The sequence below is a fragment of the Aeromonas sp. PrichA-15 genome (assembly GCF_017939245.1).
GTDB classification, from domain to species: Bacteria; Pseudomonadota; Gammaproteobacteria; order Enterobacterales; family Aeromonadaceae; genus Aeromonas; species Aeromonas caviae.
Genome location: NZ_JAGKRH010000004.1, coordinates 86,507 through 105,598, shown reverse-complemented (window position 1 = coordinate 105,598; position 19,092 = coordinate 86,507). Strand labels below are relative to the sequence as shown.

15 protein-coding genes are annotated in these 19,092 nt (G+C 61.2%); 7 read left to right on the top strand and 8 right to left on the bottom strand.

The genetic code is table 11. The annotated features are described in order from the left end of the window. Nucleotides 1-539: 539 nt before the first annotated feature. On the top strand, nt 540-1,136 hold the full coding sequence (locus J9889_RS01405) for a GPR1/FUN34/YaaH family transporter (protein ID WP_029314465.1): 597 nt from the start codon (nt 540-542) through the stop codon (nt 1,134-1,136). Nucleotides 1,137-1,216: 80 nt separating this feature from the next. Here the strand turns inward: J9889_RS01405 and J9889_RS01400 are convergent, their stop codons facing one another. Both J9889_RS01400 and J9889_RS01395 read right to left on the bottom strand, forming a co-directional pair. Then, nucleotides 1,217-2,026 carry a M90 family metallopeptidase gene (locus J9889_RS01400; protein ID WP_029314463.1) on the bottom strand — a complete coding sequence of 270 codons (810 nt, stop codon included), beginning with the start codon at nt 2,024-2,026 and terminating at the stop codon, nt 1,217-1,219. Nucleotides 2,027-2,044: 18 nt separating this feature from the next. Further along, nucleotides 2,045-2,413 (bottom strand): GNAT family N-acetyltransferase, encoded by a 369-nt coding sequence (locus J9889_RS01395; protein ID WP_010674583.1) that lies wholly within the window; start codon nt 2,411-2,413, stop codon nt 2,045-2,047. 375 nt (nt 2,414-2,788) lie between these two features. Here J9889_RS01395 and J9889_RS01390 point away from each other — a divergent pair, with 375 nt between their 5' ends. After that, entirely contained in the window at nt 2,789-4,288 is a 1,500-nt protein-coding gene (locus J9889_RS01390; RefSeq protein ID WP_010674582.1) for an alanine/glycine:cation symporter family protein, read from the top strand. A 67-nt stretch (nt 4,289-4,355) separates the two neighbouring features. Here the strand turns inward: J9889_RS01390 and J9889_RS01385 are convergent, their stop codons facing one another. Further along, nucleotides 4,356-5,162, bottom strand: coding sequence for a crotonase/enoyl-CoA hydratase family protein (locus tag J9889_RS01385; protein ID WP_210555838.1), 807 nt, complete (start codon nt 5,160-5,162; stop codon nt 4,356-4,358). Nucleotides 5,163-5,319: 157 nt separating this feature from the next. On the opposite strand from J9889_RS01385, the gene J9889_RS01380 reads away from it, so the two are divergent. From J9889_RS01380 to J9889_RS01360, 5 genes are all read left to right on the top strand, one after another. Next, complete coding sequence (locus J9889_RS01380) at nt 5,320-7,107, top strand: putative nucleotidyltransferase substrate binding domain-containing protein (RefSeq protein WP_210555837.1); 1,788 nt, start codon at nt 5,320-5,322, stop codon at nt 7,105-7,107. Between the two features lie 8 nt (nt 7,108-7,115). Then, the gene (locus J9889_RS01375) at nt 7,116-7,736 is read left to right on the top strand and encodes a 3'-5' exonuclease (RefSeq protein WP_210555846.1); all 621 of its coding nucleotides are present in this window, start codon (nt 7,116-7,118) and stop codon (nt 7,734-7,736) included. Between the two features lie 107 nt (nt 7,737-7,843). Then, nucleotides 7,844-8,155, top strand: a complete 312-nt coding sequence (locus J9889_RS01370) for a DUF485 domain-containing protein (protein ID WP_010674578.1) — start codon at nt 7,844-7,846, stop codon at nt 8,153-8,155. Beyond that, a complete protein-coding gene (locus J9889_RS01365) occupies nt 8,152-9,807 on the top strand; it encodes a cation acetate symporter (RefSeq protein WP_039039048.1) in 1,656 nt (551 codons plus the stop codon). Before J9889_RS01370 ends, J9889_RS01365 begins: the two co-directional genes overlap by 4 nt. A gap of 428 nt (nt 9,808-10,235) precedes the next feature. Next, entirely contained in the window at nt 10,236-11,828 is a 1,593-nt protein-coding gene (locus J9889_RS01360) for an ABC-F family ATPase (RefSeq protein WP_010674576.1), read from the top strand. 201 nt (nt 11,829-12,029) lie between these two features. Here the strand turns inward: J9889_RS01360 and ppiD are convergent, their stop codons facing one another. The 5 genes from ppiD to clpP all read right to left on the bottom strand — a co-directional run bounded on the left by ppiD (nt 12,030) and on the right by clpP (nt 19,068). Then, nucleotides 12,030-13,943 carry a peptidylprolyl isomerase gene (ppiD, locus tag J9889_RS01355; RefSeq protein ID WP_042016078.1) on the bottom strand — a complete coding sequence of 638 codons (1,914 nt, stop codon included), beginning with the start codon at nt 13,941-13,943 and terminating at the stop codon, nt 12,030-12,032. A gap of 149 nt (nt 13,944-14,092) precedes the next feature. Then, nucleotides 14,093-14,365 carry a nucleoid-associated protein HU-beta gene (gene hupB / locus J9889_RS01350; RefSeq protein ID WP_005315375.1) on the bottom strand — a complete coding sequence of 91 codons (273 nt, stop codon included), beginning with the start codon at nt 14,363-14,365 and terminating at the stop codon, nt 14,093-14,095. Between the two features lie 240 nt (nt 14,366-14,605). After that, nucleotides 14,606-16,960, bottom strand: coding sequence for an endopeptidase La (gene lon / locus J9889_RS01345; RefSeq protein WP_010674574.1), 2,355 nt, complete (start codon nt 16,958-16,960; stop codon nt 14,606-14,608). Nucleotides 16,961-17,099: 139 nt separating this feature from the next. Further along, nucleotides 17,100-18,374, bottom strand: coding sequence for an ATP-dependent protease ATP-binding subunit ClpX (gene clpX / locus J9889_RS01340; protein ID WP_010674573.1), 1,275 nt, complete (start codon nt 18,372-18,374; stop codon nt 17,100-17,102). 70 nt (nt 18,375-18,444) lie between these two features. Beyond that, entirely contained in the window at nt 18,445-19,068 is a 624-nt protein-coding gene (gene clpP, locus J9889_RS01335) for an ATP-dependent Clp endopeptidase proteolytic subunit ClpP (RefSeq protein ID WP_005324106.1), read from the bottom strand. Between the last annotated feature and the right edge of the window lie 24 nt (nt 19,069-19,092).

Genomic DNA, 19,092 nt, shown 5'->3' with positions numbered 1-19,092 from the left:
CTGGCTTTCTGACAAGGGCAGCCTCTGATCCTGCCCGTTAATCTTGCGCCCCTTTCGCCCGTGGCAGTCAACACAGCGCGCCTGCGGGTTTCTCAGGCGCCCCGCCCTTGTGTAGGGAACACGGTGGCGAGCGCGGGGTTGACGAGAAAATGGGGAGCGCAACGGACACTGCGATGGCAAGCGATACGGGAGGTCCATGCGCCACAAACAGGAGGGAAACACTCTGGCATGATGGCATATGAACTCATTTTTCAATCAAACCGCCATGACGCGACCATCCGGGGCGCGTTTCCCTCACCAGTCCCAGTCACCATCGTCGTTGCCGACTTTCATGCCAAGTTGCCTTTTATACAAAATCGCAACGTTGAAAACGTTTTTCATTCACCACTCGTCTACCTGAATGGCACGAATGGTTGGCCACTTAAACTTTCGTGTTCTTTTTTACCATTTCTGTGTGTCCCCCCCTTGCTCGGGACCCTGAGCCTGCCTAAAATCGCGCGTCTTTTATCAACCCCACCTCTATTGTTGGAGAACACCACGTGAGCGAAAAATTGGCCAACCCTGCCCCTCTGGGTCTGATGGGTTTCGGTATGACCACCATTCTGCTGAACATCCATAACGCAGGTTTCTTCCCCATCAGCGCCATGATCCTGGCCATGGGTCTGTGCTATGGCGGTCTGGCCCAGATCATCGCCGGCATCATGGAGTACAAGCGTGGCAACACCTTCGGTGTCACCGCCTTCATCTCCTACGGCACCTTCTGGTGGAGCCTGGTGTTCCTGCTGGTGATGCCGACCATGGGTCTGGCCGAGGCCACCCCGCACGCCTACATGGGCTGGTACCTGCTGATGTGGGGCATGTTCACCCTGTTCATGCTGATCGGGACCGTCAACTTCCCCCGCGTGAAGCAGTTCGTGTTCGCCTCCCTGACCGTGCTGTTCTTCCTGCTGGCTGCCCGTGACTTCACCGGCAGTACCCTGATCGGCACCATCGCCGGTTTCGAAGGCATCATCTGCGGCGCCAGCGCCATCTACCTGGCCATGGCCACCGTGATCAACGAGCAGTTCGGTCGCACCGTGCTGCCCATCGGCGAGCAGAAGAAAGCCGCTCCCGCCCAGCTCAAAGCCGCTGCCTAAGCACCCGGCGACATCGCTGTCACGAAAAAGGCACCCTCAGGGGTGCCTTTTGTGTTTCTGCCGCCCGGACGCAGTGCCGGTCAGCCCTGCGCTCCGGGATCTCCGGCCAGCAACCGGGTGGCCGGGTAGCGGGCAGCGGGATCCTGACCGTAGAAGCGGGCGAACTGGTCATAGACCGCAGGGTAGACGACACGCAGACGCAACGGATCGGTGAAGAAGCTCTCGCTGCACACCGCGAAGAATTCGGCGGGGTGCGAGGCGGCGTAGGGGTCTATCTCGGTCACCTCCTCTCTGGTCAACTGATCGTTCATCTCGTCAAACGCACCTTGCAGCGCCCGGGTCCATTGCTGGGGATCCATGCCCCGCGGCAGGGGCGGTGCACCGTCCGCATCCCCTCCCAGCATGTCGAGCTTGTGGGCAAGCTCATGGATCACCAGGTTGAATCCGTCCCAGTCCCCGTCCTGCTGCAATTCGCTCCAGGCCAGCACCAGTGGCCCCTGGGGCCAGGATTCACCGGCGTTCTCCTCTTCAAATTCGCTCACCAGCCCGAACTCGTCCTGCACCTCCTGACGACGGGTCACGGGCTCGGGGATGATGATCACCTCGTGGAAACCTCGATACCAATCGAACCCCAGGTGCAGGATGGGCAGCACTGCCTGCAGGGCCAGCACCCCCTGCTGGCGGGGCGTCAGTTCCACCCCGATCTGGGTGAGGGTCTTGCGCGAGAGAAAATGGCGCGCCAGCTCCATCAGCCTCTGCGCCTCTTCTTCTTCAAGCCCCTGCAAGATGGGCACCGCCGCCAGCGCCTCGCGCCACTCCTGCTCTTCTGGGAGACGAGGCTCCCGGGGAGATGCACCACCCAATACCTCTTTCAACCTGGACCAGAACACACAGACTCCTCTTGCCAATCAGACAGCTTTCACAAAACGTTTCGGACGCTCGCAATACCCTTGCGCCAGATAAAATCGGTGCGCCCCTTCGCGCTTGAGGCTGCTGGAGAGCTCCAGCTGGCCGCACCCCAGAGCTGCCGCCCGCTGCTCTGCCGCCGCCAGCAGCAGGGCCCCGATGCCCCCGCCCCTTGCACCCTCATCGACAACCAGCGCCGAGATCAGGCCCCAGGCTGGTGCAAGGTGCATGGGTTGCAAGTGGTGCCACACCAGCACCCCCACCGGGATCCCCTCGCACAGGGCTACCAGTACCTCCCGCGCCGGATCGGGCTGGGCCAGCCTGGCGCTGACCGCCCCGTCAGGGTTGGGGTAGCCCAACTGGGCAAACAACCCCGTCAATCCGGCCCCATCCGCCTCCCCGGCGAGGCGAATGATGTATCTGTTTTCCCTTGTTGCCACTCCTGGCCTCCTATTTGCATTACCTCAATCAGCCCTCTGGGCATGGCAAAGCGGCAGATGATGGGTATGTACCGAATCTTGTCCAGTTCCATTCACCATTTGTTAATGTCAATTCACAAATTAACAAAGCCACAACACTTTTCACTAGGAAGGCCCTGAACAAACCGATATGTTAAATCCCGCGGACTAACCAGTCGAAAGTCCCGCACAATCCTGAGTGACCCCCTTGGTCACCGCATATTTCAATGTTAAGGGAGCGAGGCATATAGACCTCGCCAAGACAGCGCAACAAAGGAGTTGTTGTACATGAATGAGATCGTCAATGCCATCAATGGCGTGATTTGGAGCCCAGCGCTCATCTATCTGTGTCTGGGGGTAGGCCTCTACTTCTCCCTGCGCAGCCGTTTCCTGCAACTGCGCCACTTGAAAGGCATGATACGCCTGATGTTTCAGGGCAAGGGCAACGATGCCGGTGTCTCCTCCTTCCAGGCACTCTCCATGACCCTGGCCGGTCGCGTCGGTACCGGCAACATCGCCGGTGTGGCCACTGCCATCACCTTCGGCGGCCCGGGCGCCCTGTTCTGGATGTGGATGGTCGCCTTCCTTGGCGCCAGCTCCGCCTTCGTGGAGTCCACCCTGGGCCAGGTCTACAAGGAGAAGATCAACGGTGAATATCGCGGCGGTCCGGCCTTCTACATCGAGAAGGGCCTGGGCATGAAGTGGTATGCCTGGACCTTCGCCATCGCCACCATCTTCGCCTGCGGCGTGCTGCTGCCGGGCGTGCAGGCAAACTCCATCGGCTCCAGCCTGCAGACCGCCTTTGCCATCGACCCCAACGTGACCGCCGCCGGTCTGGCGCTGCTGCTCGGTTTCATCATCTTCGGCGGCGTCAAGCGCATCGCCAATTTCGCCAGTACCGTGGTGCCCTTCATGGCGCTGGGTTACATCATCGTCGCCTGCGTCATCATCGCCCTGAACATCGGCCAACTGCCGGGCGTGATCCTGCTCATCTGGAAGAGTGCCTTCGGGATGGAAGCCGGCTTCGGCGCCATTCTGGGTCTGGCCATCATGTGGGGTGTCAAGCGCGGGGTCTACTCCAACGAAGCCGCCCAGGGGACTGGCCCCCACGCCTCCTCCGCCGCGGCGGTGAGCCACCCGGCCAAGCAGGGCCTGGTGCAGGCGTTCTCCGTCTACATCGACACCCTGTTCGTCTGCTCCGCCACCGGCTTCATGCTGCTCATCACCGGCCTGTACAACGTGCAGGGCCCGGACGGTGCCGCCCTCTACACCGGCATCGCCGGCATCGCGGCAGGCCCCGGCTATGTGCAGACCGCCATGGAAAGCATGATGCCAGGCTTTGGCAACTACTTCGTCGCCATCGCCCTGTTCTTCTTCGCCTTCACCACCATCGTGGCCTACTACTACATCGCCGAAACCAACATCGCTTTTGTCAACCGCAAGATTAACCGCCCCTGGCTCACCTTCCTGCTGAAGATTGCGCTGATGGCTGCCACCGTCTACGGCACCGTCAAGACCGCCGATCTGGCCTGGGGCCTGGGTGACATCGGGGTCGGCCTGATGGCCTGGCTCAACATCGGTGCCATCCTGATGCTGCAAAAGCCGGCTTTCGCCTGCCTCAAGGACTACGAGGCACAGCTGGCCAAGGGTCTGGATCCCGTGTTCCACCCGGAAAAGCTCGGCATCAAGAACGCGGACTACTGGATTGAAAACCGCGCCGAAGTAAACCTGATGCGCGAGCAAACCGGCCACCCCTTCGAGGCGGACCCGGATACCGTTGCCAAGTAATCAGACGGCACAATGCAAAATGGCAGCTTCGGCTGCCATTTTCATTTGTGTTGGATGGGTGAGGGGTTCAAAGCGCGTTGCGGCGCGGTCCGAATGGCAGGCGCCAGCGAAACAGGCTGTTGAGGGTCGCCCGCCACTGGTTGGGGCGCCCCAGGATCTGCCTCTGCAACCGGGTCTCTTCCTTGAGCATTGTCTCGTCACTGCGAGCCCAGGCCTGGGTGTAGAGCTGCTTGATCCCCGCCAGCGCATCCGGCGACTTGGTGATCAGGGTCCGGGCAAAGGCCCGCGCCTCTTCCAGGGGATCCGCGCACACCCGGCTCACCAGGCCGAGGGACTTGGCTTCGCTGGCTTCCAGCTCGCGCCCGCTCATGGCAAGCTCCATGGCGGTATCCATCCCCATCAGGTTGCGCAGGGTGACGCTGCCGCTCATGTCGGGGATGATGCCCCACTTGATCTCCATCACCGAGAAGCGGCAATCCGGGGTGCTGAAGCGAAAATCGGCGCCGAGCGCTATTTGCAGGCCGCCGCCAAAACAGACCCCCTGGGTCACCGCAATCACGGGCACCGGCAGTTGATGCCAGCCATAGGCCACTCGCTGGGCCAGGTTGGTCGCCTCGTCCGCCTCGCGCTTGAGGATCTCCAGCGCCGCCACCGGCTGCCTCAGCATGGATTTCACATCCAGCCCGGCGCAGAACGCCCGCCCCTCCCCGTGCAGGATCACGGCCCGCAGCCCTTTTTGCCGGGATACCGCGTTCAGCGTCTCGTCGATGGCGTCGAACATGGCCCGATCCAGCGCGTTGAGCTTGTCCCCCCGGCAGAGCATCACCTCGGCAATCCCCTCCTGAAACCCCCATTTGACCCTTGGCTTTTCCATCTCCGTCTTCGTCCTTTGATTCAACTGGTCATACCACAACGTTACCAGAGTGTTATGGGCAGGTACAGGGAGGCAGCCCCGGGCCTGCGACTAAAGTCGGCTGGCCCGGTGGTGGAGCCTTTGTCAGACTGGCCCCATGGTCACGGTGGAGCCTGTCATGTCACTTCTGTTCAATTTTGCCCGTCCACCGTTCGACGGCCTGGACGAGGAGGCACGCCAGCGGCTCGGTCAGCACCTCAGCATCTGCTACTTTCGCGCGGGCCAGACGGTGCAGCACGCCGGGGAGGAGCCCGCCGGGCTCTACCTCATCATCAAGGGGGCCGTGGAAGAGTCTGCCCCCCATCAATCCTTTGGCGACTATGGCGAGGGGGACATGTTCGACGTCCGTGCCCAGTTTGACGGGCACTGCCGCCACCGTTTCGCCGCCCTGGAAGATACCCTCTGCCAGCTCATTCCCCGCCCCGTCTTTCTGGCCCTGTGCGACGCGCACCCCCATATCGCCCGCTACTTCACCGCCACCCTGGCGGAGCGCCAGCGGGAGCAGGAGCGCCGCAGTCAGCTCGGACAGCAGAACCTGGCGGAGTTCATCCTGACCCGTATCGCTCCCGACCATCTGCAGGCGCCGCTCATCGTGGAAAGCAGCCTCTCGCTCCTGGCCGCCACCGAGGCCATGGTGGCCAGGGGCACCGACTGCCTGCTCTATCCCGGAGCAGACGGCAGCCTGAGCCTGGCCACCCGCAAGACCCTGCTCCACGCCCTCACCCTCAAGGGATTGCCGCTCAGTGCGCCGCTGGCGGTGCTGACCCCCACCCCGCTGACGGGTCTGCCACTGGGGAGCTATCTGTTCGATGCCCTGCTGCTGATGACCCGCCACCGCATCAAGCGCCTGGTCATCTGGCAGGGGCAGGAGGTGGCAGGCATCCTGCATTTGACCCAGGTGCTCGGGCTCTTCTCCACCCACTCCCATGTGTTGACCCTGCGCATCGCCCGCGCCGACTCCCCGGCCGCCCTCGAGGCGGTCGCCCGGGAGCAGCAGCAGCTCATTCGCTCCCTGTTTGCCCAGGGGATCCACACCCTGTTCCTGATGAAGCTCATCGCCACCATCAACGAGCAGTTGATCGCCAAGGCCTTTTCCCTGGTGATCCCCGCGGCGCAGCAAGAGCAGGTGTGCCTGCTGATGCTGGGGTCGGAGGGGCGTGGCGAGCAGATCCAGAAAACCGATCAGGACAATGCCCTGATCCTGCCGGATGGCCTGCCGTGGCCCACCCAGTCGGCGGATCTGGCCGCCTTCAGCGCCCTGCTGGCGCGCCTGGGTTATCCCCCTTGCCCGGGCAGGGTGATGGTCAACAACCCGGCCTGGGTGAAGCCGCTTGACGGCTGGCTGCAAGGGATAGAGCAGGCCTGTGTGCGCGCCAGCGAAGCGGATCTGCTCTGGCTCGCCACCCTGGCCGATGCCCAGGCCATCACGGGAGATCGCGCCCGGCTCGCCCCCATCGCCCGCCACCTGCGGGCCTGCCTCGCCGACCGGCCGGATCTGCTGGCGGAGATGGCAAGGGCCGCCGTCGCCTTTCACGCCCCCCTCACCCTCTTTGGCAGGCTGGAGCAAGCCCCGGAGGGGCTGGATCTCAAGCGGGGCGGCCTCTTCCCCCTTGTCCACGGCGTCCGGGTACTCTCCCTGGAGGCGGGGATCCTGGAGACCTCGACCACGGGGCGCATCGAGGCCCTGGTAGGCCAGGGACGCCTCAGCCGGGACTATGGCACCAATCTGGCGGAGGCCTTCCGGCTGTTCATGCGGCTTCGGCTGCGCAGCCAGTTGCAGGAGGGAGACGGACGGGTGCGGGTGGCAGACCTCGGCCCCGCAGAGCGGGATCTGCTGCGCCATGCCCTGCACCAGGTGAAGAAGTTCCAGCAATGGCTCACCTTGCACTTTCGTCTTAGGCAATAGCGATGTGGATGCACTGGTGCCGCCGCTGGCTTGGCAGGACGTTTCGGGAGGGGGAGTTTGCCCCGCTCTTTGCCCGCCCTGCTGGCGACGAGTGGGTGGCGCTGGACTTCGAGACCACCAGCCTGGATCCGGCGCTGGCGGAGATCGTCTCCATCGGGGCGGTGCGCATCCGGGGCAACCGGATAGAGACGGGCGATGCCCTTGCCATCCGGGTCCAGGCTCCCGCCAGCCTGAGCGCCGGGTCCGTGGTGATCCACGGCCTGCGCCATCAGGATCTGCAACAGGGAATGGCACTGGAGCCCGCGATGCGCGCGCTGCTGGAGTTCATCGGCCCCCGTGAGCTGGTGGGGTATCACATCGCCTATGACCTGCGCATTCTCAACCTCGCCTGCCAACGGCTGTGGGGGCTCACCCTGCCCCAGCGCGGCATCGAGGTGAGCCGCCTCTATCACGATCACCTCTATCGCCGCTATCCCGACGCCGCCATCGATCTGCACCTGGCCGCGATCTGTCGCCATCTGGCGCTGCCAGCCCTGCCCCCCCACGACGCCCTGAGCGATGCCGTCACCGCCGCCCTTGTCTTTGTACGCCTGCATCAGGGCGGCCCGCTGGCTTATCCCAAAGTCTAATTGTTCGGAAATAACATTTAATTCACATTTTGCTTACATGGACAGCCGTGCTGTCCGGTAGGGAACCCCTCATCCACCGCTGACATTCACTGTCATGGAGAACTGCAATGGAACAGCAACCGTATCTTCGGATCCAGCAAGATCCCAACTTCCAGACACTGGTCGCCAAACGCCAGCGTTTTGCCTGGACCCTCTCCATCCTGATGCTGGGGCTCTACCTGGCGTTCATCCTGCTCATCGCCTTTGCACCGGGCTGGCTTGGCACCCCCTTGAGCGAAGGCTCCAGCATCACCCGTGGCATCCCGGTCGGGATTGGTCTCATCGTATCGGCCTTCGTGCTGACCGGTATCTACGTATTTCGTGCCAACGGCGAGTTCGACGAGCTGAACCAGAAGATCCTCAAGGGAGCGCAATCATGAAAGGCAAGTTTCTGCTGCCGCTGGCAGGTCTGATCTCCACCCCCTTGCTGGCGGCCGACGCCATCAGCGGCGAGGTGCAACGCCAACCCCTCAATATCTCGGCCATCGTGATGTTCGTGGTCTTCGTGGCCGCCACCCTGTTCATCACCTACTGGGCCTCCAAGCGCAACCGCTCGGCTTCCGACTACTACGCCGCTGGCGGGCGCATCACCGGCTTCCAGAACGGTCTGGCCATCGCCGGTGACTACATGTCCGCCGCCTCCTTCCTCGGCATCTCCGCCCTGGTCTATACCTCGGGCTACGACGGTCTCATCTACTCCATCGGCTTCCTGGTGGGCTGGCCCATCATCCTGTTCCTGATCGCGGAGCGGCTGCGCAACCTCGGCAAGTACACCTTTGCCGACGTTGCCTCCTACCGCCTCAAGCAGACCTCGGTGCGCAGCCTCTCCGCCAGCGGCTCCCTGGTGGTGGTCGCCCTCTACCTCATCGCCCAGATGGTCGGTGCCGGCAAGCTCATCGAGCTGCTGTTCGGCCTCCAATACCATGTGGCCGTGGTGCTGGTCGGCATCCTGATGGTGCTCTACGTGCTGTTCGGCGGCATGCTGGCCACCACCTGGGTACAGATCATCAAGGCGGTGATGCTGCTCTCCGGTGCCTCCTTCATGGCCATCATGGTGATGAAGTCCGTCAACTTCGACGTCGGTACCCTGTTCAGCGAAGCGGTCAAGGTGCATGCCAATGGTGCGGCCATCATGAGCCCGGGCGGCCTAGTCGCCGACCCCATCTCCGCCATCTCCCTTGGGCTGGCCCTGATGTTCGGTACCGCCGGTCTGCCCCACATCCTGATGCGCTTCTTTACCGTGAGCGATGCCAAGGAAGCCCGTAAATCGGTGTTCTATGCCACCGGCTTCATCGGCTACTTCTACATCCTCACCTTCATCATCGGCTTTGGCGCCATCCTGCTGGTCAGCACCAACCCGGACTTCAAGGACGCCACCGGCGCCCTGCTGGGGGGCACCAACATGGCGGCCGTCCATCTGGCCGACGCCGTGGGTGGCAGCCTGTTCCTGGGCTTCATCTCCGCCGTGGCGTTTGCCACCATACTGGCGGTCGTGGCCGGGCTGACCCTGGCGGGGGCCTCAGCGGTCTCTCACGACCTCTATGCCTGCGTCATCAAGGAAGGCAAGGCCAACGAGGCCGACGAGCTGCGTGTCTCCAAGATGACCACCCTGGTGCTGGGTGTGGTCGCCATCGGCCTTGGCATCCTGTTCGAGAAGCAGAACATCGCCTTCATGGTGGGCCTGGCCTTCTCCATCGCGGCGAGCTGCAACTTCCCGGTGCTCTTCCTCTCCATGTTCTGGTCCCGCCTGACCACTCGTGGCGCCGTCTATGGCGGCTGGCTCGGTCTCATCAGCGCCGTGACCCTGATGATCCTGGGCCCCACCGTCTGGGTGAAGGTGCTGGGTCATGCCCAGGCCATCTTCCCCTACGAATACCCGGCGCTCTTCTCCATGGGGCTGGCCTTCATCGGGATCTGGTTCTTCTCGGTCACCGACAAGTCCCAGGCAGCCTCCGACGAGCATGCGAAGTTCTTCCCGCAGTTCGTCCGCTCCCAGACCGGGCTCGGTGCCTCCGGCGCCTCCGCCCACTAAGTGGCATCCCACGCATCCAAGCCGGCCCAGTGCCGCAATGCTGTTCACTTAAGAGAATTTGAGTTCCAGTCCACGTAGTATCAGGACAAAAAAGCGAGGGAGGCATGATGCCTCCCTCTTTCTATTGCAAGCCCCGCTGGATAAAGGCTGGAGGAAGATCGACTGGACACAGCCTTGCCCCCTCAACTCAAATCCAATTTATGAATAATCAGTCAAAAAAGTGCTTATCTGAACAGCATTGGGCCCAGTGCCGGCTTTTTTCATGACCGCCCCCTCGCCTCCCCTCTGCAAGAGAGGCCGGAGCCCGTTGCCGGCCTGGTCGTGAAATCTTCCCCCCTGCAATGGGGCCAGATCACAGTTCCTGCTAAAACTTTCGGGGGATCTGTGCCATAATGCGCGCCATTTGACAGACCAACCGGGACATTCCAGTGCTTTCAAGCAACAACATCACCATGCAGTTCGGCGCCAAGCCGCTGTTTGAGAACATCAGCGTCAAGTTTGGCGGCGGCAACCGCTACGGCCTCATCGGTGCCAACGGCTGTGGCAAGTCCACCTTCATGAAGATCCTCGGCGGCGATCTCGAACCCACCGGCGGCAATGTGAGCCTGGATGTCAACGAGCGCATCGGTAAGCTGCGCCAGGATCAGTTCGCCTACGAAGAGATGCGCGTACTGGACGTGGTCATGATGGGCCACACCGAGCTGTGGGCCGCCATCGCCGAACGCGATGCCATCTACGCCAACCTGGAGGCCACCGACGACGACTACATGAAGGCCGCCGAGCTGGAAGGCCTGGTCGCCGAATATGATGGCTACACCGCCGAATCCCGCGCAGGCGAACTGCTGCTGGGTGCCGGTATTCCCATCGAGCAGCACAACGGCCCGATGAGCGAAGTGGCCCCGGGCTGGAAACTGCGGGTACTGCTGGCGCAGGCGCTCTTCTCCAACCCCGACATCCTGTTGCTGGACGAACCGACCAACAACCTGGACATCAACACCATTCGCTGGCTGGAGCAGGTGCTCAACGATCGTGAAAGCACCATGATCATCATCTCTCACGACCGTCACTTCCTGAACTCCGTCTGCACCCACATGGCGGATCTGGACTACGGCGAGCTGCGGGTCTACCCGGGCAACTACGACGAGTACATGCTGGCTGCCACCCAGGCCCGCGAGCGCCTGCTGGCCGACAACGCCAAGAAGAAGGCCCAGATCGCCGATCTGCAATCCTTCGTCTCCCGCTTCAGCGCCAACGCCTCCAAGTCCAGCCAGGCTACCTCCCGCCTCAAGCAGATCGACAAGATCAAGATTGAGGAAGTGAAGGTATCCAGCCGTCAGAACCCCTTCATCCGCTTCGAGCAGGACAAGAAGCTCTACCGCAACATCCTGGAGATCGAAGGCGTCTCCAAGGGTTATGGCGACGGTCCCCTGTTCAAGGGGCTCAACATGATGCTGGAAGTGGGCGAGAAGGTCGCCATCCTGGGTACCAACGGGATCGGTAAGTCCACCCTGATCAAGACGCTGGTCGGTGCCCTGGCACCGGATACCGGCACCATCAAGTGGTCCGAGAACGCCCAGATCGGCTACTACGCCCAGGATCACGCCGAAGACTTCGACACCGATCTCAATGTGTTCGACTGGATGGCCCAGTGGAAGCAGGAGAACGAAGACGAGCAGGCGGTGCGCTCCGTGCTGGGTCGTCTGCTCTTCTCCCAGGACGACATCAAGAAGCCGGTCAAGGTGCTCTCCGGTGGTGAACAGGGCCGGATGCTGTTCGGCAAGCTGATGATGCAGCGCCCCAACATCCTGATCATGGATGAACCGACCAACCACCTGGACATGGAATCCATCGAATCCTTGAACCTGGCGCTGGAGATGTACAAGGGCACCCTGATCTTCGTCTCCCACGACCGCGAGTTCGTCTCCTCCCTGGCGACCCGCATCCTGGAGCTGACCGAAGACGGCATCCGCGACTTCGGCGGCACCTACGAGGATTACCTGCGCACCCAGGGTGTGGTGTAATCCCCCGCCTTCAAGCAAAGTGATCAGAACCGGCGCCTCGTGCGCCGGTTTTTTTATGCCTGCTGGCAACGCCGAGCGGGATGCAAACTAGGACGACGTATCCCCCCTGCGAGCGGGCAGCAGCTCTCCCTTGTGCCGCGTGCAGATAAAAAAACGGCTCCATCATGGAGCCGTTTTCACACTTGGGGCCGTGAGGCTGACTTACTCGACAGTGGCTTCCACGTCGGTGAAGTATTCGATCTTGGCCGCCTTGCGCAGCTCGTCGATCAGCGACTTGTAGTCGGCCTGTGCCTTGCCCTGACCCAGCTGACCTTGCAGCAGGCTCACCATCTGGGACGGCTCCTTGATGACGTTGACCTTGTCCAGCGCCACCACCACACGATCACCGTTGGCTTCGGTCACCAGCTCGACGCTCGGCTTGCCATCGGTCGGATGGGGCATGCGGAACGCCTGGGTCACCAGGTTCTGATCCATCTCCTGGGCGAAACGGGATACGCCGGTATGGGTATCCACTTTCAGACCCAGCGCGGTCAGGTCGGCCTGAACGTTCTCACCGGCCTTGAGCTTGTCCAGCAGACCCTGGGCCTTGCCACGGGCCACTTCACTGGCCTTGTCGTGCTTGATGGCGGTGATCACCTGCTCTTTCACCTCGGCAAGCGGCTTGGCCGCCTTCGGCTGGTGACCCATGATGTGCAGCACCAGCGCCTTGCCGTCAGCCAGCTCGATCACGTCGGAGTTGGTGTTGTCATCGCGCAGCTGTTCGGAGAATGCCACGGAGAGCACCTTGGGATCATTGAGCGGTGCCGGCGCATCGGCCTGGCTGAAATAGCCGGTGGACTGCACCTGGAGACCCATAGCTTCGGCGGTCAAGTCCAGGGAGTCCGGGTTCTCGAAGCTGCTGTCGGCCATCTTCTGCTGCTCGGCGAAGAACTGCTCCTTGGCCTTCTCAGATTGCAGACGGGCGATGGTATCGCTCATCACGTCCACGAAGGGCTTGGTCTTGGCAGGCTCGACTCCCAGCAGCTTGATGATGTGGAAGCCGAACGGGCTCTTCACCACGGCGGAGAGATCGCCAGCCTTGGCCAGCGCGAACGCGGCTTTCTCGAAGGCAGGATCCATCACCCCTTTCTCGAACCAGTCGAGCTCCCCGCCCTTCTTCGCAGAGAAGGTATCGGAGGAGTCGGCCTTGGCCAGCGCGGCGAAATCGTCACCTGCCTTGGCCTTGGCCAGCACGGCCTCGGCTTTCTGCTCGGCGGCCTTTTCATCCTTGCCAAACGGGATCAGGATGTGCGCCACCTGACGGCGCTCGGGACGCTGGAACAGATCCTGATGCTGGTCGTAGTAATCCTGGGCATCCTGCTCGGTGACCTTGATGTTCTTGCCAAGGTTCGCGGCATCGAGCAGCAGATAGTCGACCTTGACCGTCTCGTCGTTCATGAAGCGAGCGCTGTTGGCCTTGTAGAACTGCTCCACCTCGGCATCGCTCACCTCGATCCCGTCCACATAGGCGGAAGCGGCCAGACGGATCAGGCGCAGGTCACGGGTCTGGTTGTAGAGACGATCCAGTTGCTCGGCTTCACCCTTGAGGGCGAACTCCGATCCCAGCACGGCGCCCATCAATTGCTGGCGCACCATGTCCTGGCGCAGGGAGTCGCGGAACATCTCGGGGGTCATGCCGGCACGGCGAATGAGCTGCAGGTAGCGGTCATTGCTGAACTTGCCGTTCTCGGCAAACTCGGGCATGGCGACGATGGCCTGCTTGATCTGCTCATCGCTGACGCGCAGACCCAGGGAGCGGGCCTTGTCATCGATCAGCGCCTGATCGATCAGACGGTCCAGCACGCCACGGCGGAACTGTTTCATGTAATCGGGATTGGCGGCCAGCTGGTTGAAGGCCTCACCCATTTGGGATTCCATACGGGCCCGCTCATTGCGGTAGGCATTCTCCAGTGCGGGGGCACTGATGTCATTGCCGTTGACGGTGGCGGGGGCGGTACGTGCCGGGCCATTGAGGTAGCTGCCTACCCCGGCCAAGGCAAAGGAGAGGATGATCAGGCCCAAGATAACCTTGGCTACCTTGCCCTGCGCCCCTTCGCGTAGTTTATCCAACATCATGTTTGTACTTATGCTCCCGAACTCGATGGGCGTAAATAATGAAAAGGCGCACCGATTGCGATGCGCCTTGGTCAAGCAGTATGAGGGAGAGCCCTCTCACTTGTCTGGTCAGAGACCAAGGACGGTGCCGATAGATATCAGCGACCGGCTTAGTTGACCGCGTCTTTCAGGGCCTTGCCGGCTTTGAAGGCAGGAACTTTACCGGCAGCGATTTCGATGGTCGCACCAGTTTGCGGGTTGCGGCCGGAACGGGCTGCACGCTCGCGAACGGCGAAAGTACCGAAACCAACCAGAGCAACCTGGTCACCCTCTTTCAGGGCTTCGCCCACGGCATCGATGAAGGCATCCAGCGCACGGCCAGCGGCAGCTTTGGAGATATCAGCACCGTCTGCAATCTTGTCAATCAGTTGAGATTTATTCACTCTTATATTCCCCTTTTATCGAACATCGCTGCGGCGCTGATTTCCCTGGCCACAACAAGTGGAGGTTTTATAACAAGCCTCCTGATCAGTTGCAAGTGACAATCTGGCGCAAACCCGCGCCACATCACGCATTGCGACTCATCATGAGTACCCGATCGGTGGTCAAGGCTACTTCCGTTGTCCGGTGCATGCAAGCCTTAACCACCCCCCGAATGCGCCAAATTTGCGGCGCATCAACATTTACACGACAGAAACGCGTTCGAAACCTTGCGGATTGTCCTGCAACGCCAGTGCAAGCACCTCATCAATCCAGCGAACCGGATAGATTTCAAGATCTTGTTTGACGTTGGCCGGGATCTCCTCGAGGTCACGTTCGTTCTCTTTCGGGATCAGCACACGCTTGATGCCACCACGGTGGGCCGCCAGCAGTTTCTCCTTGAGACCACCGATGGGCAGCACCTCGCCACGCAGGGTGATTTCACCCGTCATGGCCACGTCGGCACGCACCGGGTTGCCGGTGAGGCTGGAGACCAGGGCGGTACACATGGCGATACCGGCGCTCGGGCCGTCTTTCGGGGTCGCCCCTTCCGGCACGTGCACGTGGATGTCGCGCTTCTCGTAGAAGTCGCCGTTGATACGCAGCTTCTCGGCACGGGCCCGCACCACCGTCATGGCCGCCTGGATGGACTCCTGCATCACGTCACCGAGGGAACCGGTGTAAGTGAGCTTGCCCTTGCCCGGCATGTTGGTGGTCTCGATGGTGAGCAGATCGCCCCCCACTTCGGTCCACGCCAGCCCGCACACCTGACCAATCTGGTTCTGGTCGGTGGCCTTGCCATAGTCAAAGCGCTGTACCCCCAGGAACTCCTTGAGGTTCTCCTGGTTGACCTGAACATGCTTGATGCTCTTGTCCAGCAGGATGCGTTTGACTGCCTTGCGACAGATTTTGGAGATTTCACGCTCCAGGCTGCGCACACCCGCCTCGCGGGTGTAGTAGCGAATCACCCCGATCAGCGCCGAATCCTCAATGGTGATCTCGGATGGCTTCAGGCCGTTGCGCTGGATCTGCTTGGCCACCAGGTGCTGCTTGGCAATGTTGAGCTTCTCGTCCTCGGTGTAACCGGACAGACGGATCACTTCCATCCGGTCCAGCAGCGGACCCGGTATGTTCATGGAGTTGGAGGTGGCCACGAACATCACGTCCGACAGGTCATAATCCACTTCCAGATAGTGATCGTTGAAGCTGCTGTTCTGCTCGGGATCCAGCACCTCCAGCAGGGCGGAAGCGGGATCGCCACGCATGTCCGAGCTCATCTTGTCGATTTCGTCGAGCAGGAACAGCGGGTTCTTCACGCCGACTTTCGCCATCTTCTGGATGAGCTTGCCGGGCATGGAGCCGATGTAGGTACGGCGGTGACCACGGATCTCCGCCTCGTCACGCACCCCACCCAGGGCCATGCGCACATACTTGCGGCCGGTGGCCTTAGCGATGGACTGGCCCAGGGAAGTCTTGCCCACCCCGGGAGGCCCGACCAGGCAGAGGATGGGGCCCTTAAGCTTGTTCACACGCGCCTGCACTGCCAGGTATTCGAGGATGCGATCCTTGACCTTGTCCAGGCCATAGTGATCCGCATCCAGCACCTCCTGGGCCTTGCCTAGGTCTTTCTTGACCTTGGAGCGGGCCTTCCAGGGCACCTGCACCATCCAGTCCACATAGCTGCGCACCACGGTGGCTTCCGCCGACATGGGGGACATCATCTTGAGCTTGGCGAGCTCGGCCTGGGCCTTCTCGCGGGCATCCTCCGGCATCCCGGCCTCTTCAATCTTGCGATTGAGGGCTTCGAATTCATCCGGGCTGTCTTCCAGCTCACCCAGCTCTTTCTGGATGGCCTTCATCTGCTCGTTGAGGTAATACTCCCGCTGGCTCTTCTCCATCTGCTTCTTGACCCGAGAGCGGATGCGTTTCTCGACCTGCAACAGGTCGATCTCCGACTCCATCATGGCCATCAGAAACTCGATGCGCTCGGACACGGAGGCGATTTCCAGCACCTTCTGCTTGTCTTCGAGCTTGAGCGGCATGTGGGCAGCCATGGTATCGGCCAGGCGCGCCGCATCGTCAATCGCCGAAATCGAGGTGAGTACCTCGGGCGGGATCTTCTTGTTGAGCTTGATGTAACCTTCGAACTGGCCGATGGCAGAGCGCACCAGCACGTCCTGATCCTTCTCCTCGATGGGGGCGGACGCGATGTACTGGGCCTCCCCGACAAAGAAGTCGCGATCGTCGATCATCCGCTCAAGGCGGGCACGCTGGCCCCCCTCCACCAGCACCTTGACGGTGCCGTCCGGCAGCTTGAGCATCTGCAGAATATTGGCCACTGTCCCGACGGAGAAAATTTCCTCCACCGTCGGTTCGTCAGTCGACGCATCCTTCTGGGCCACCAGCAGGACTTTCTTGTCCTGCTCCATGGCCGCTTCCAGACAGCGAATGGATTTTTCCCGCCCCACAAAGAGTGGAATGACCATGTGGGGATAGACCACCACGTCACGAAGAGGCAGGACGGGAATCTCGATGCGTTCTGAACGCTCTAGGTTCATATATGTCCTCTCGGCTTGTTATACCGTTGGCAAAGGCTTGGCTGAGTATATGGGGGCGCAAAGATGAGATTCAATCGCCTTGGCCGTAAAAAGCATGAAAGGGGCAAAAAGCCCCTTTATGTGATTAAAAATCAGACAGTTACTCTGAGGCTGCGGCCTGAGTCTCGGGATTGTCGTAGATCATCAGGGGCGCGGAGTCTCCCTTGATCACCGTCTCGTCGATCACCACCTTGCTGACCCCTTTCAGGGAGGGCAGGTCATACATGGTGTCGAGCAGTACGGCCTCGACAATGGAACGCAGACCCCGGGCACCGGTTTTGCGCTCCATGGCCTTGCGGGCAATGGCATTGAGCGCGTCGTCACGAAACTCCAGCTCCACCTCTTCCAGGGCGAACAGCGCGGCATACTGCTTGGTCAGCGCGTTTTTCGGCTCTTTCAGGATCTGGATGAGGGCAGCCTCGTCAAGCTCGGTCAGGGTCGCGACCACCGGCAGACGGCCGATGAACTCGGGGATGAGACCGTACTTGATGAGATCTTCCGGCTCCACCTTGGCAAAGTTCTCGCTCAGGGTTGCCTTGGCATTCTTGGATTTCACCTCGGCGCCAAAACCGATGCCGGTGCCCTTGACGGAGCGCTGCTCGATCACCTTGTCCAGCCCCGCGAAAGCACCACCACAGATGAAGAGGATCTTGGAGGTGTCGACCTGCAAAAACTCCTGCTGCGGGTGCTTGCGACCGCCCTGGGGCGGCACGGAGGCGATGGTGCCTTCGATCAGTTTCAGCAGTGCCTGCTGCACCCCTTCCCCGGAGACGTCGCGGGTGATGGAGGGGTTGTCCGACTTGCGGGAGATCTTGTCGATCTCGTCGATGTAGACGATGCCACGCTGGGCCTTCTCCACGTCGTAGTCGCACTTTTGCAGCAACTTCTGGATGATGTTCTCCACGTCCTCGCCCACATAACCGGCTTCGGTCAGGGTGGTAGCATCGGCCATGGTGAAGGGCACATCCAGCAGACGAGCCAGGGTCTCGGCCAGCAGAGTCTTGCCGCTGCCGGTGGGGCCAATCAGCAGGATGTTGGATTTGCCCAGCTCCACGCCACCGGACTCGCTGCCGCTGCGAAGACGCTTGTAGTGGTTGTAGACAGCCACTGCCAGCACCTTCTTGGCGTACTCCTGACCGATCACGTAGTCGTCCAGATGGGCGCGGATCTCATGAGGGGTCGGCAGCTCGCTACCATCGCGCTTGGGAGAGATCTCGCGGATCTCTTCGCGGATGATGTCGTTGCACAGCTCGACACACTCATCACATACGTAGACGGAAGGGCCAGCGATCAGCTTGCGCACTTCATGCTGGCTTTTGCCGCAGAAAGAGCAATACAGCAGCTTGTCGCCCTCACCCTTGCGTTTCTCTGTCATTCAGCGACCTCGTTTTATCAATAGAGGATGGATCGTCCTGCTGAGTTTACAACAGGACGGGGTACCCTGCTCAGCCGCGCTGGCTCAGGATGCCGTCAACCAGACCATAGGCAACGGCCTGCTCGGCGGACATGAAGTTGTCACGGTCGGTGTCGCGCTCGATGGTGGCCATGTCCTGACCGGTATGGAACGCCAGACGATCGTTCAGGGTATTCTTGATTTTCAGGATCTCCTGGGCATGGATCTGGATGTCAGAAGCCTGCCCCTGGAAGCCGCCCAGCGGCTGGTGGATCATCACTCGGGCATTGGGCAGGCAGAAACGCTTGCCCTTGGCGCCACCGGCCAGCAAGAAGGCCCCCATGGAGCAGGCCTGCCCCATGCAGACGGTGCTCACGTCCGGCTTGATGAACTGCATGGTGTCATAGATGGACATACCCGCAGTGACGGCGCCACCCGGCGAGTTGATGTAGATGCTGATGTCCTGATCCGGGTTCTCGGACTCCAGGAACAGCAGTTGGGCCACCACCAGGTTCGCCATGTGATCCTCGACCTGACCGGTCAGGAAGATCACCCGCTCTTTCAGCAGACGGGAATAGATGTCGTAGGAACGCTCCCCTTTCGCGGTTTGCTCTACCACCATCGGGATGAGCGCATTGCGTGGGGATTCAGTCACATCGTTATAGTTCTTGTACATAAGGCATTGTCCCTAAAATAAAAT